The organism is Pseudomonas sp. BTN1 (genome assembly GCF_001907715.1).
GTDB classification, from domain to species: domain Bacteria; phylum Pseudomonadota; class Gammaproteobacteria; order Pseudomonadales; family Pseudomonadaceae; genus Aquipseudomonas; species Aquipseudomonas paracarnis.
This window is the reverse complement of the sequence record NZ_MPBM01000053.1, coordinates 24,682-37,588: the sequence shown is the minus strand read 5'-3', so window position 1 is coordinate 37,588 and position 12,907 is coordinate 24,682. Positions and strand designations below refer to the sequence as shown.

General features: G+C 62.5%; 10 protein-coding genes and 1 pseudogene. 6 read left to right on the top strand and 5 right to left on the bottom strand.

Features of this window, described 5'->3' with window-relative positions; all coding sequences use genetic code 11:
• Window positions 1–3: 3 nt before the first annotated feature.
• A pseudogene (locus BMH52_RS29350) lies at window positions 4–320 on the top strand (hypothetical protein).
• Between the two features lie 64 nt (window positions 321–384).
• Here the strand turns inward: BMH52_RS29350 and treS are convergent.
• Together treS and BMH52_RS24485 are read right to left on the bottom strand one after the other, a co-directional pair.
• On the bottom strand, window positions 385–2,448 hold the full coding sequence (gene treS, locus BMH52_RS24490) for a maltose alpha-D-glucosyltransferase (RefSeq protein WP_014718575.1): 2,064 nt from the start codon (window positions 2,446–2,448) through the stop codon (window positions 385–387).
• Between the two features lie 153 nt (window positions 2,449–2,601).
• Window positions 2,602–3,411 carry an AraC family transcriptional regulator gene (locus tag BMH52_RS24485; RefSeq protein ID WP_069868523.1) on the bottom strand — a complete coding sequence of 270 codons (810 nt, stop codon included), beginning with the start codon at window positions 3,409–3,411 and terminating at the stop codon, window positions 2,602–2,604.
• A 187-nt stretch (window positions 3,412–3,598) separates the two neighbouring features.
• Between BMH52_RS24485 and BMH52_RS24480 the strand changes: the two genes are divergently transcribed.
• The 5 genes from BMH52_RS24480 (at window position 3,599) to BMH52_RS24460 (ending at window position 10,131) form a co-directional block, all read left to right on the top strand.
• Window positions 3,599–5,224, top strand: a complete 1,626-nt coding sequence (locus BMH52_RS24480) for an APC family permease (RefSeq protein WP_072434613.1) — start codon at window positions 3,599–3,601, stop codon at window positions 5,222–5,224.
• Between the two features lie 11 nt (window positions 5,225–5,235).
• Window positions 5,236–6,162 (top strand): 4-hydroxyproline epimerase, encoded by a 927-nt coding sequence (locus BMH52_RS24475; protein WP_072434614.1) that lies wholly within the window; start codon window positions 5,236–5,238, stop codon window positions 6,160–6,162.
• Between the two features lie 37 nt (window positions 6,163–6,199).
• Window positions 6,200–7,147: a dihydrodipicolinate synthase family protein gene (locus BMH52_RS24470; RefSeq protein WP_038450257.1), complete on the top strand. Its 948-nt coding sequence runs from the start codon at window positions 6,200–6,202 to the stop codon at window positions 7,145–7,147.
• Between the two features lie 162 nt (window positions 7,148–7,309).
• Window positions 7,310–8,881 carry an aldehyde dehydrogenase (NADP(+)) gene (locus BMH52_RS24465; protein ID WP_073845332.1) on the top strand — a complete coding sequence of 524 codons (1,572 nt, stop codon included), beginning with the start codon at window positions 7,310–7,312 and terminating at the stop codon, window positions 8,879–8,881.
• A gap of 2 nt (window positions 8,882–8,883) precedes the next feature.
• Entirely contained in the window at window positions 8,884–10,131 is a 1,248-nt protein-coding gene (locus BMH52_RS24460; protein WP_073845330.1) for an FAD-binding oxidoreductase, read from the top strand.
• Between the two features lie 110 nt (window positions 10,132–10,241).
• On the opposite strand, the gene BMH52_RS24455 is transcribed toward BMH52_RS24460, so the two are convergent.
• The 3 genes from BMH52_RS24455 to BMH52_RS29345 all read right to left on the bottom strand — a co-directional run bounded on the left by BMH52_RS24455 (window position 10,242) and on the right by BMH52_RS29345 (window position 12,900).
• A complete protein-coding gene (locus BMH52_RS24455) occupies window positions 10,242–11,225 on the bottom strand; it encodes a GlxA family transcriptional regulator (RefSeq protein WP_052199968.1) in 984 nt (327 codons plus the stop codon).
• 762 nt (window positions 11,226–11,987) lie between these two features.
• A complete protein-coding gene (locus tag BMH52_RS24450) occupies window positions 11,988–12,596 on the bottom strand; it encodes a LysE family translocator (protein ID WP_032902400.1) in 609 nt (202 codons plus the stop codon).
• 136 nt (window positions 12,597–12,732) lie between these two features.
• The gene (locus BMH52_RS29345; RefSeq protein ID WP_177345106.1) at window positions 12,733–12,900 is read right to left on the bottom strand and encodes a hypothetical protein; all 168 of its coding nucleotides are present in this window, start codon (window positions 12,898–12,900) and stop codon (window positions 12,733–12,735) included.
• Window positions 12,901–12,907: the final 7 nt, after the last annotated feature.

The following is a 12,907-nucleotide window of genomic DNA, read 5'->3' as shown; positions in this document are numbered from 1 at the left end:
GGGGTGGGTGTGGTCGGTGCTGGTGGTGGGGGTGGGGTGGGGCGTGGTGGTGTGGGTGGGGGGGGCGGGCGTGGGGGTGGGGGTTGCGCTATATGGAAACGCGGCCGTCGCTGCGCTTGGCGGCGGTGTGGGCTCGGCAGGCTGTTCGCTGATTGGTGATCGCCAGGGCGGTACCACCGGCTCGACAATCGGCGCCGGCGTGTGTGGTGGAGGCCGGTGGTGGGTTGGGTAATAACCTGGCCGATGACGAGAGCGGCCATCGTTCAGGCGGTGCCAAGCACAAAGGCAACAAGCATAAGCACAAGAACAAGCACCACTGATCGCGTGGCACGGCTTGCCATGTAGGAGCGAGCTTGCTCGCTCCTACGCCGGGCCAATATCCCTTTACATCGGCGTGCTGCTCACCACCCGCAACGCCAACCCTTCATACGCGTCCAGCGTGATCGTGAACGCACCCTCCTCTGTCAAATCGCCTTCCACCCGCTCATTGATGATATCCACCACCGGCCCCGGTGCGATGTTGGGCAGGTGCAGGGTTTCGGTGATCGGCGTGGCGCCAAAGTTCAGCGCAGTGATTTGAGTGCCCTTACCCGCCGGCAGTTCGTGGACCATGATCAGCAAGCCGGGATGCTCGACGTCCGGCACCAGGATCTGGCGGCTGGCGGCGATGTCGTAGGCGCGGCGTACGGCGAGGATTTTTTGCAGTTGGGAGGCAAAGGAGTCCGGGTCCTGCAGCTGGCTGTTCAGACTGCCATACAGGCTTTTTGAGCGCGGCATTTGCCCCGCCGACAGTTCGGCGTCGGGGTTCAGGTCTACCAGATCATAAGCGCCACGATGGATCCAGCGGGTGTCGCCATCGGCCATCAAATGCGCCACCTCTTCGGCCGCCAACGGCAGCGCGCCCACCAGGTCCCAGCCGGACAAGGCAAACACCCCAGGTTGCATGGCGTTGTACATCACCAGTAGCAAGTGGATCTGGCGAACCTGCTGTATATCCGCCGAAGTGATCGCCTCCAGGTCACGGATACCCAGGGCTGCGGTGATGATGCTGGCGGTGGTGCAGGACACGCCGTTGGTGACGAATTTGAGGTTATACGGCGCATGTTCGCCGGTGAGGCGTTCATACATCTGCTCGCGGATATGCTCGCGCAGGATGTTGCCGGGGAAGGTCTGGCCCTGGAACAGGAAGCTGTCATGGGCGTGCAGCGTCCAGAAATGCACCAGCTCCAGGGTCAGTTCATCATGGTTCTGCAGCGCGTGAATCAGCGAGCCGGGGTCGATGCCGAGGCTGTGCATCTGGCGCAGCATCAGGCGCAGGAATTCGGTATCGCCCATCAGCAATGCATGCTGGTAGGCCGGCCGGGTGATGAAGTCATAAGACAGGTCAGCGCCGCCGTGGGACATCGACGCGATGTCGTCCACGGTGAGGTTGAGTTCCTGAAAACTGAACCCGCCCGCCTTGCGAATGGCGCCGCCGAGTAACTGATTGCCGGTGATCGACAGCGGATGGCTTTCGGACCAGGCCGTGCCATCGAGCTTGCGCTCCACGCCGAGAAAGCCGTTGGCATCCAGGCGCAGGATTTTCGCGCCCATCACATCAATGGCGTGCAGCGCATCACCGATGATCATCTGCTGCGCAGCAAACGAAGGGTCGAGCCAGTTGAGCGACGGCTGGCCTTCCTTGAAGTAATGCAGGTACACCCAGCGCCGCGGCTTGCCATCCACGCCGAGCACCACCGGGGTGGCGCTCCAGTCGGTTTCTTTGACGCCGGGCTCGAAGAAAATCACCCGCTGCAATTGGCCGACGATGTAGTGCTTGTCACGCAGTGCGTCTACCTGGGAGGGGCTGAGGTTGTGTGCATCGCGCCCGGCGGCCACGTCGGGCAGCAACGGCCAGTCTTCCTCGCGGATTTCGACCATATGGTACAGGCCGGGATAGTCCTCATAGGCCATTTCTGCCAGACGAAAGTCCGCGCCCTTGCCGGTGTGCGACGGGATCACATCGTCGATGATCACCGCATTGTGCGCGGCAGCCATGCGCGTCAAGGCCTGCAATTGTGCCTCGGTGCCCAGTTGCGGATCGATGTCGAAACTGATGCGGTCGAAATTGCCGTCGATGGTCGGGGTGTGCTCGGTGCCAGACAAGCCACCGGACTTCTTCAACGGGCCGTTGTGAATGCCCTGGATGCCGATCTTGGACAGGGTATGCCACAAGGTTTCGTCCCCCAGCGCCTCCAGCACGGTGCCGCCTTCGCGGGTGACAATCGAGGCGGGGTAGGCCGTGAACCACACCGACGACAAGGCCGAAGCGTCACGCGGCCGGGTCTGTGCATAGGGCTGCTGCCACAGGCGGCCTTGCCCCGAATAAAGCTTGGCCCGCTGCCGCGCTGCGTGGAGCATGGAATGTTGCACCAGCCAGTTCACATGGTCGTTGTTCGCCGCGGTCATAAGCTCGGTACCTGTCGTGGTGAAAAGGGTCGGTGTAAGCATATGAGGGGCGTGGGCGGCATTCGTTGCATCGACTTGGCTTCATCCAAATGTGGGAGGGGGCTTGCCCCCGATGGCGGTGGATCAGATAAAAATAGCCTGACTGACACACTGCTATCGGGGGCAAGCCCCCTCCCACATTAGATTTTCATCTGGCCTGCCGCCTTGCGTCGCTTGCCGGTACTGCCTCGGGGTGAACCCGGTTGAAGATTTGAACTGCCGGGTAAACGCGCTGTGATCGGTGTAGCCGCATTGCAGCGCCACCTCGGTAATTGGCAGCTCGGTATGCAACAACCGCCGGGCATGCTCAAGCCGGACTTTCTGGATCATTTGCCGAGGCGTGAGGTGAAACACGCGTTTGCAGTAGCGCTCCAGTTGCGCCACGGAAATCCCGGCGATGCGAGTCAATTCACCCAGGGTGACGCGGCGGTTGAAGTGGCTGCGGATGTGTTCGTCCACCGCCGCCAGGCGCTGATAGGCCGGGTGGGTTTCGCTGGCAGACTGCAAGTCCACCGAAATTCCGGCCAGGCCGATGATCGCGCCGAGTTGGTTGTACAGCGGCCACTTGTGGGTCAGGCACCAGCCGGGTTCGCGGGTGCCGTAGAGGTGCAATTCGAGTTGATCTTCCAACACCAGGCCCTGCCTCAGCACACGACGGTCCTGTTCGGTATAGCCGGGGCCCAATTGTGCGGGAAACACTTCGGCGCTGGTCTTGCCCAGCAGCGGTTGCAGGTGCTTGAGGCCGCAGCGTTGCACCAGGGTGCGGTTGGCGAGCACGTAGCGGGCGTCGATGTCCTTGATGAAAATCGCGGCATTGGGCAGTACATCGAGCATCGGCAGCAACTGCTCTACCCCGCTCAATAGCTGCTCGATGTTGTGGGGTCGGCTGCCCTGGAAAAGGCTCGCGAACGCGCTCTGCAACATGACTTTATCTGCCCTTTTATTCGTCGACAGCCAGCAGATTGCGCCATGGAACGAGCGCTGTCGAGCGCGGCAAATTGTGCTGAATTCGTCATCCATCGCCGCATAAAACATCAATCGTCAGCCGGGCATGTGGGTTCAGGATAGCGCCACTGCATGCCTATCCAATAACTCACAAGAAGGCGCCGCTATGTCAGGCCAAGGCAAGTTCAAGAAACAGCTGTCACTGATGGACCTCACCTTTATCGGGTTGGGGGCCATCTTCGGTTCGGGTTGGTTGTTCGCTGCCAGCCACGTGTCTGCCATCGCAGGCCCGGCGGGAATTTTTTCCTGGTTGCTCGGTGGTTTCGCCGTGCTGCTGCTGGGCATTGTCTACTGCGAACTCGGCGCCGCCCTGCCCCGCGCCGGTGGCGTGGTGCGCTACCCGGTGTATTCCCACGGTCCGCTGCTCGGGTACCTGATGGGTTTTATCACGCTGATCGCGTTTTCCAGCCTGGTAGCAATTGAAGTGGTCGCCTCGCGCCAATACGCCGCAGCCTGGTTTCCGCAGCTGACCAAGGCAGGTTCCAGCGACCCCACCACCCTGGGCTGGCTGGTGCAATTTGCCCTGCTGTGCCTGTTCTTTGTGCTCAACTACCGCAGCGTGAAGACCTTTGCGATCGCCAATAACCTGGTGAGCGTGTTCAAGTTCATCGTGCCGTTACTGGTGATCGGCGTGCTGTTCACCTTCTTCAAGCCGGCGAATTTCCAGGTGCATGGCTTCGCGCCGTTCGGCTTATCAGGTATCGAGATGGCCGTGTCGGCAGGCGGGGTGATCTTTGCCTACCTGGGCCTGACGCCGATCATTTCGGTGGCCAGCGAAGTGAAAAACCCACAGCGCACCATCCCCATCGCCCTGATCCTCTCGGTACTGTTGTCTACGGCCATCTATGTGCTGCTGCAAACCGCGTTCCTCGGCGGCGTGCCTACCGAAATGCTCGCCAATGGCTGGGCCGGCATCAGCAAGGAACTGGCCCTGCCCTATCGCGACATCGCCCTGGCGCTGGGCGTGGGCTGGCTGGCCTACCTGGTGGTGGCCGATGCGGTGATCTCTCCCAGCGGCTGCGGCAATATCTACATGAACGCCACCCCGCGCGTGGTGTATGGCTGGGCGCAGACTGGCACCTTCTTCAAGATATTCACGCGCATCGATGAAAAGTCCGGCATCCCGCGCCCGGCGCTGTGGCTGACCTTTGGCCTGTCGGTGTTCTGGACCTTGCCGTTCCCGTCCTGGGAAGCGCTGATTAACGTGGTGTCTGCCGCCCTGATCCTCAGTTATGCCGTGGCCCCGGTGACGGTCGCCGCCCTGCGCCGCAATGCACCCGACATGGCGCGCCCGTTTCGGGTCAAGGGCATGGCGGTGCTGGGCCCGCTGTCATTCATCATCGCTGCGTTGATCGTCTACTGGTCGGGCTGGAGCACGGTGTCTTGGCTGTTGGGCCTGCAAATCCTGATGTTTGTGGTGTACCTGCTGTGCGCGCGCTGGGTGCCGACCGCGCACCTGAACCTCAAGCAACAAGTACGCTCATCGGCCTGGCTGATCGGCTTCTACGCCGTGACCATCCTGCTCTCCAAGCTAGGCAGCTTTGGCGGTATTGGTGTGATCAGCCACCCGTTTGACACCCTCGTGGTGGCGGCCTGCGCCCTGGGCATTTACTACTGGGGCGCAGCCACCGGCGTACCCGCCCACTTGGTACGCCTGGAGCAGGAAGAGGACGAAAGCGAAGCCGTCAGCGACGCGCACTACAGCGCCCCACTGTCCCCGACTACCCACTGATGGAGCGCCTTATGAAACGACTGCATGTGATTGACTCACACACCGGCGGTGAACCTACACGCCTGGTCATGAACGGCTTTCCCGAACTGGCGGGTGCCTCGATCGCCGATCAACTGGACCACCTGCGCACCCACCACGATCAATGGCGCCGCGCCTGCCTGCTGGAGCCCCGGGGCAACGATGTGCTGGTGGGCGCGCTGTACTGTGCGCCAGTCACGCCGGGGGCGACCTGCGGGGTGATCTTCTTCAACAACGCCGGCTACCTCGGCATGTGCGGCCACGGCACCATTGGCCTGATTGCCTCGCTGCACCACCTGGGGCTGATCCAACCGGGCGTGCACAGTCTCGACACGCCGGTCGGCCCGGTCGCGGCCACCTTGCACGAAGACGGCAGCGTGACCCTGCGCAATGTGCCCGCTTACCGCTACCGCAAGCAGGTGCCGGTTGAGGTGCCTGGGCATGGCGTGGTGCTGGGCGACATCGCCTGGGGCGGCAACTGGTTCTTCCTGGTGTCGGACCACGGCCATGAGTTGCAGATGGATAACGTGGAGGCCCTGACCGACTACACCTGGGCCATGCTCAAGGCCCTCGAAGCCCAAGGCATCCGTGGCGCAGACGGTGCGCTGATCGACCATATCGAATTGTTCGCCGACGACGCCCACGCCGACAGCCGCAACTTCGTAATGTGCCCCGGCAAAGCCTATGACCGCTCCCCCTGCGGCACCGGCACCAGCGCCAAGCTCGCCTGCCTGGCCGCCGACGCAAAACTGGCCGCAGGAGAACCCTGGGTACAAGCCAGCATCACCGGCAGCCAGTTCCTGGGCCGCTATGAGTGGGACGGCGAACACGTACGCCCATTCATCACCGGCCGCGCCTACATGACCGCCGACAGCACCTTGCTGATCGACGAACAAGACCCGTTTGCCTGGGGCATCTGAGCCCATTATTCATTCAACTGAAACCGGAGTTAGCACCATGAGCGACAACATCTTCACCGGCTGCATGCCCGCCCTGATGACCCCTTGCACCGCCGAGCGCCAACCGGACTTCGATGCACTGGTGGCCAAGGGCCGCGAGCTGATCGACATCGGCATGAGTGCCGTGGTGTATTGCGGCTCCATGGGCGACTGGCCGCTGCTCACCGAGGCCCAGCGCCAGGAAGGCGTGGCGCGCCTGGTGGCTGCGGGTGTGCCGACCATCGTCGGCACCGGTGCGGTGAACAGCCGTGAAGCCGTATCTCACGCAGCCCATGCCGCCAAAGTCGGCGCCGATGGTTTGATGGTGATTCCCCGCGTGCTGTCCCGAGGTGCTTCGGCCACTGCGCAAAAGGCCCACTTTGCAGCGATCCTAAACGCCGCCCCCAACCTGCCGGCGGTGATCTACAACAGCCCCTACTACGGTTTCGCCACCCGCGCTGATTTGTTCTTCGAACTGCGCCGCGAGCACCCGAACCTGATCGGCTTCAAGGAGTTCGGCGGCGCCGCCGACCTGCGCTACGCCGCCGAAAACATCACCTCCCAGGATGACGATGTGACCCTGATGGTCGGCGTCGATACCCAAGTGGTGCACGGCTTCGTCAACTGCAACGCCACCGGCGCCATTACCGGCATCGGCAACGCACTGCCCCGCGAAGTGCTGCAACTGGTGGCGCTGAGCAAAAAAGCCGCCAAGGGCGATGCCAAGGCGCGTCGCCAGGCCCGCGAGCTGGAAGCTGCACTGGCGGTGTTGTCGTCGTTCGACGAGGGCTGCGACCTGGTGCTGTATTACAAGCATTTGATGGTGCTCAACGGCGACCAGGGCTACGCCCTGCACTTCAACGAAACCGACGACCTCAGCGCTGCCCAGCGCCGGTATGCCGAGCAGCAGTACGCGCTGTTCCGCCAGTGGTATGCCAACTGGTCGGCCGAACAGAACGTCGCTTGATTTTCTGTAGGCGCGAGCTTGCTGTGGCGAGGGAGCTTGCTCCCGCTGACTGCGCAGCAGCCTCCGGCTTTTATTGGGGGCGCTTCGCACCCCAGCGCAAGCAAGCTTGCTCGCCACAAAAGCTCGCGCCTACAACACTCCTCTGTTTTTCTGGATGCCCCCATGACTCTGACAGGCAAGATGCTGATCGGTCAGCAATCCGTTTGCGGCCATCGCGATGCGATCCGGGCGATCAACCCCGCTACCAACACCCCACTGGAACCCGCCTACGCTGGCGGGGATGAGCAGCACGTCGACCAGGCCTGCGCACTGGCGTGGGCCGCGTTCGACGCTTACCGCGAAACCACCTTGGCAGATCGCGCCACGTTGCTTGAAACCATCGCCACCCACATCGAAGCCCTGGGCGATGAGTTGATCGAACGCGCCTGCGCCGAAACCGGCTTGCCTCGCGCACGCATTGAAGGTGAACGCGGCCGTACCTGCGGGCAACTGCGCGCTTTTGCCCGCACCGTGCGCCTGGGCGAATGGCTCGACGTGCGCGTCGATACCGCACAGCCCCAGCGCCAACCCCTGCCCCGCGCCGACCTGCGCCAGCGCCATATCGCCCTGGGCCCGGTAGCCGTGTTCGGAGCCAGCAACTTCCCTCTGGCCTTCTCCGTGGCGGGCGGCGATACCGCATCGGCCCTTGCCGCCGGTTGCCCGGTGATCGTCAAGGCGCATAACGCGCACCCCGGCACTAGCGAACTGGTGGGCCGCGCCATCGCCCAGGCGGTTAAAGAGTGTGGCTTGCCGGAAGGTGTGTTTTCACTGCTCTACGGCGCGGGTAACGAGGTGGGTATCGCATTGGTGCGCGACCCGCGCATCCGGGCTGTGGGCTTCACGGGGTCGCGCAGTGGCGGTATTGCCCTGTGCCAAGCGGCGCAGGCACGCCCGGAGCCGATCCCGGTGTACGCAGAAATGAGCTCGATCAACCCGGTGTACCTGTTTCCTGCTGCGCTTGAAGCTCGGAGCGAAGCCTTGGCCGAAGGGTTCGTAGCGTCGCTGACCCAAGGCGCCGGCCAGTTCTGTACCAACCCTGGCCTGATGATTGCCCTGCAAGGCGCCGCTCTGGACCGTTTTATTCAGTCTGCCAGTGAGCGGCTCTCGCGTTGCCCGTCCCAGACCATGCTCACACCGGGCATCTTCTGCGCTTACGAAACCGGCCTGAAGACCCTGGCCCAGCACGCTCACATCGCCGCCAAGGGCTTGCCAGCGACCGGGCCGAACCAGGGCCAGGCCCATCTGTTCGTGACCCAGGCCGAGGCGTTCCTGGACAATGAACACCTGCAAGCCGAAGTATTCGGCGCCGCCTCGCTGGTGGTGCAGTGCCGCGATGTCGAGCACATGCGCCAGGTGTCCGAGCACCTGGAAGGTCAACTCACCGCCACCCTGCACATGGATGACCACGACCTGCCAAAGGCGCGGGCATTGCTGCCGGTGCTGGAGCGCAAGGCTGGGCGCCTGCTGGTGAACGGCTGGCCGACCGGCGTAGAAGTGTGCGACGCCATGGTGCATGGCGGGCCCTTTCCGGCGACTTCGGATGCGCGCAGTACCTCGGTGGGCACGGCGGCGATCCTGCGATTCCTGCGCCCGGTGTGTTACCAGGACGTCCCGGACGCCTTGCTGCCCACCGCGCTGCAGCACGACAACCCGCTGCGGTTGCGGCGCCTGCTCGACGGCCAGCGAGAAGCATAATCATGGCCGATCCCAAGCAAGCAGACATCGTAGTAGTCGGCGCCGGCATTATCGGCGTCGCCTGCGCCTTGCAGCTGGCACGCCAAGGCCGCCAAGTCGTCGTGCTCGACCCGCAGGCACCCGGCATGGGCGCCTCCTACGGCAACGCCGGCCATCTGGCGACGGAACAGGTGTTTCCCATCGCCGACCTGTCGATCCTCAAGCGCTTGCCCGCCATGCTCCTGGACCCCATGGGTCCGCTGCGCCTGGACTGGACCTATCTGCCCCGCGCCCTGCCCTGGTTTATCCGCCTGTTGCTCAACCTGCGGCCAGCGCGTTACCAGCGCACCGTGGCCGGCCTTCGCGCGCTGAACGAAGGTAGCCTGGGCGCGTGGCAACGCTTGCTGCAATCGATGGGTCAAACGCAATTGCTGCGTGAAGACGGTTCGCTATTGGTGTATGAGCGCGCCGAATCCCGCGCTGCACTGGATGCAGTGCAGCAACGCATGCGGCAGCAAGGCGTCGCCGTGGACTTCTGGAGCGGCGATGCGGTGCGCAAGGCTGCGCCGCAACTGAGCGACGCCATACAAGGCGGGTTGTTCTTCCCCGCTACCGGACACTTTCTGGACCCGTACACGGTGGTTGGCGAACTGGTGAACGCGGCCAAGGCTGAGGGGGTGCAATTTCTTCAGCAGCGCGTTCTGGACGGACGCGTGGAGGGTAGCGGCGTTTCCCTGACGACCGACCAAGGCGTACTGACAGCGCAGCAAGTGCTGATCGCCTGCGGCGCCCACTCGGCCAAACTCACCGCAGCTCTCACCGGCAAACAAGTGCCGCTGGACACCGAACGCGGTTACCACCTGATGCTGCCCCACGAACAACAGCGCCTGCCCTTCGCGGTCACTTCACTGGAGCGCAAATTCATCATGACGCCCATGACCGGTGGCCTGCGCCTGGCCGGCACGGTCGAATTCGCCGGCCTCGACCGCCCGGCCAATATGCAACGGGCCTGGCAGTTGCACCGGTTGAGCAAAGGGCTGTTCCGACATGACCTGAGCGACAGCGCAGCCACGCCCTGGATGGGGTTTCGCCCTTCCCTGCCCGACTCACTGCCGATCATTGACCGGGTGTGCGAAGGCAAAGTGCTGCTTGCGTTCGGTCACCAGCATCTGGGGCTGACACAAGCGGCGGTGACGGCCGAGCGGGTTGGGCAGCTTGCTGCGGGTGAGCGGGTGCCGCAATTGCACCTCTACCGCCTGGAGCGATTCTGAGAATACCGAGAACCCAATGTGGGAGCTGTCGAGCCCCAGCGAGGCTGCGAAGGGATCGCCGCGCAGCCCCTGAAGCACCGCAGAGTCTGTATCGCCCAGGGCTCGACCTGCTACTTGACCAACCGCTTCTCCTTGGAGGGGCGATAGCCGAAATACGCGCTGTAGCATTTGCTGAAATGGCTCGGCGAGACAAACCCGCACGCCACCAGCACATCCACCTGTGACAACTCGGTGTGCTGCAACAGGCGTCGCGCTTCAGTGACGCGCAATTCCATGTAGTAGCGTTGCGGCGTGGTACCCAGTTGTTCCTTGAACAGGCGCTCCAGCTGGCGGCGGGAACGGCCGGCGTAGACGGCGAGCTGATCGAGTTCCAGGGGCTCTTCGAGGTTGGCGTCCATCAGCTTCACCACCTCGCGCAGCGGCGCGCTGACACAGATGTTTTCGGTGGGTTTGATGCGGCGGTAGCGCGATTCTTCGAACGCCAGAATATCTTCGATGCCTTCGACCAAGGCTTTGCCATGCAGGCTCTTGATCCAGTCCAGGGCCATATGGAAAGCCCCCGAGGGGCTGGACGCGGTGAGGCGGTCGCGGTCGATGACGTAGGGTTCGCTGGTGACCTGCGCCGCCTTGGACACTTCGGCCAGTGCCGGCCGATGCTCGGGATGGATGGCACAGCGATAACCCTGCAGCAGCCCCGCACGCCCGAGGAACCACGAGCCGTTCCACAAACCGGCGAGGCGCACGCCCGCTTCACCCGCACTGCGCAGCCATTGGATAAATGGCTCGCTGGCCTTGAGTTCGGTACGAAAACCACCGCAGATCACCAACAGGTCCAAGTCCTGCAAGCTCGCCAGCGTCAGGTTCGCATCCGGGCGAATGACCAGGCCCAGGTCGCTGATCACTTCGCCCTCACCCCAACCGAAGGTGCGCGTAGCGAACAGATCAGGGCGCAACAGGTTGGCGGTCACCAGCGTGTCGAGGGTCTGGGTGAAGGCCGGCAAGGAGAAGTGTTCGAGCAGCAAAAAACCGACACGGGTGACCGACGTCGATTGCTGGGGATTATCACTGAGGTAGCGCAGGTTCTTGCCTTGCATGCCACCGCTGAACTGGCGTCTTTCCATCGAGGGTCGGCCCACGCTTATTGTTGTGCAGTGGGCGCTATCTTAGGGGCAAATGCAGTGGCTGTCTCAGGTGACGCTCGAGGCTGGCAGCGGCCATTGCACTGATCTTGATAAAAACTGTTCGCTTGAAAAGCCACGGCCCAGGCGCTGCGCGGTGATCTGATACGGTTTTTTCTTTTCGATCTGCGCCTGTATTGAAAACCGCTTGAGGCGGACAATAGCCCCATCCCGACACTCCTGTCGTCCCCTTCCCCTCGGAGGCCTTATGACCAAGATGGCAATTTTCCTGTTCGGCTTTTTGGTATTGACCATTGGCATCGGCATGTTGGCGACCATCTCGCCGGTCTAAGCCCGCATCGTGGCGAGGGAGCTTGCTCCCGTGACGACCTGATACCCGACGCCGATCTACCTAACGCCCCACGATCAAACTGGGGGAGCTGGCTTGCCTGCGATGACGGCCTGCCAGCCGACATCTATCTACCTGACACCCCGCGATCAAACTGTGCGGGCTTGCTCGCGAAGGCGGCCTGACAGCCGACACAATTGGATTGTGTGCATATCCATCGCTGCGGTAACGGCCACTTAGGGTTCCGCCAACGGCGGGTCACTTTGGAAAAGAGCCGGAATGCCGGCCCAGCCCAAAGTAACCAAAGGGCTCTTGCCCCACCCTCGGCACCTCGCCCTGGCTCGGTGTGCCCGAACGCAGGCTTCGCATCGTGGTTACCTACGCCCGCCTCAACCCACAAACAGCATCGGATACAGCGACAGCACCAACAGCCCGGCCATGGACCAGTTGAACATCCGTAACCAGCGCGGCTCGCGCAGCAAGTTGCGCAAGCCACTGCCACACCCCACCCATACGCACACACTCGGCAGGTTGACCACCGCAAAAACCAGGGCGATCACCAGCACATTGGTGACATAACCCTCGGCCGGCGTGTAGGTGGTAATCGCCCCCAACGCCATGATCCAGGCTTTGGGATTGACCCACTGGAAGGCCGCCGCACCGAGGAAGGTCATCGGCTTGCCATGTTCATCCTGGTTATCAGACATACCGCCCGCATTGGCAATCTTCCACGCCAGATACAACAAATACGCGGCGCCGACATAACGCAACAGCGTGTAGGCCCACGGAAACAGCTTGAACACCTCGCCCAAGCCAAGCCCCACACAAATCACCAACAGCATGAAACCGATGCTGATCCCCAGCGCATGGGGCATCGAACGGCGAAAGCCGAAATTCACGCCTGAGGCCAGCAACATGGTGTTGTTGGGTCCCGGGGTGATCGAAGAGACAAACGCGAACAGCACGAAAGCTGATAACAGGCTGGTAGACATGATCATGGCGCGGCATCCAAGCGGTGGTGATGTGCCTGCGACAGTAGTGAGTTATGGCGCGCTGCGCCCCGTACAGCTAGGGGGGGATCGAGGCATACACTTTTGAAGCCAGCCGCGAAGGCTGGCACAGGAGGATGGACACTCAGCGGCTTTGAGCTTCACGCTGCTGGTCAGTGACATGTTGTTTTTTTACATACTTACGCGACCTGAGCTCGTATTGATGGTGAATAAACCAGGCAACCAATAACAACCCCGTGACGCCAAAAACCAAGACCAACAGCTCTAGTGCAGTACCTTCATGTGAAAACATTTTTCGT

Bases quoted from the DNA above. Each gene is read 5' to 3' on its own strand.
- BMH52_RS24460 (WP_073845330.1), top strand. From the start codon at position 8,884: ATGGCCGATCCCAAGCAAGCAGACATCGTAGTAGTCGGCGCCGGCATT.
- BMH52_RS24475 (WP_072434614.1), top strand. From the start codon at position 5,236: ATGAAACGACTGCATGTGATTGACTCACACACCGGCGGTGAACCTACA.
- BMH52_RS29345 (WP_177345106.1), bottom strand. From the start codon at position 12,900: ATGTTTTCACATGAAGGTACTGCACTAGAGCTGTTGGTCTTGGTTTTT.
- BMH52_RS24450 (WP_032902400.1), bottom strand. From the start codon at position 12,596: ATGATCATGTCTACCAGCCTGTTATCAGCTTTCGTGCTGTTCGCGTTT.
- BMH52_RS24455 (WP_052199968.1), bottom strand. From the start codon at position 11,225: ATGCAAGGCAAGAACCTGCGCTACCTCAGTGATAATCCCCAGCAATCG.
- BMH52_RS24485 (WP_069868523.1), bottom strand. From the start codon at position 3,411: ATGTTGCAGAGCGCGTTCGCGAGCCTTTTCCAGGGCAGCCGACCCCAC.
- BMH52_RS24470 (WP_038450257.1), top strand. From the start codon at position 6,200: ATGAGCGACAACATCTTCACCGGCTGCATGCCCGCCCTGATGACCCCT.
- treS (WP_014718575.1), bottom strand. From the start codon at position 2,448: ATGACCGCGGCGAACAACGACCATGTGAACTGGCTGGTGCAACATTCC.
- BMH52_RS24480 (WP_072434613.1), top strand. From the start codon at position 3,599: ATGTCAGGCCAAGGCAAGTTCAAGAAACAGCTGTCACTGATGGACCTC.
- BMH52_RS24465 (WP_073845332.1), top strand. From the start codon at position 7,310: ATGACTCTGACAGGCAAGATGCTGATCGGTCAGCAATCCGTTTGCGGC.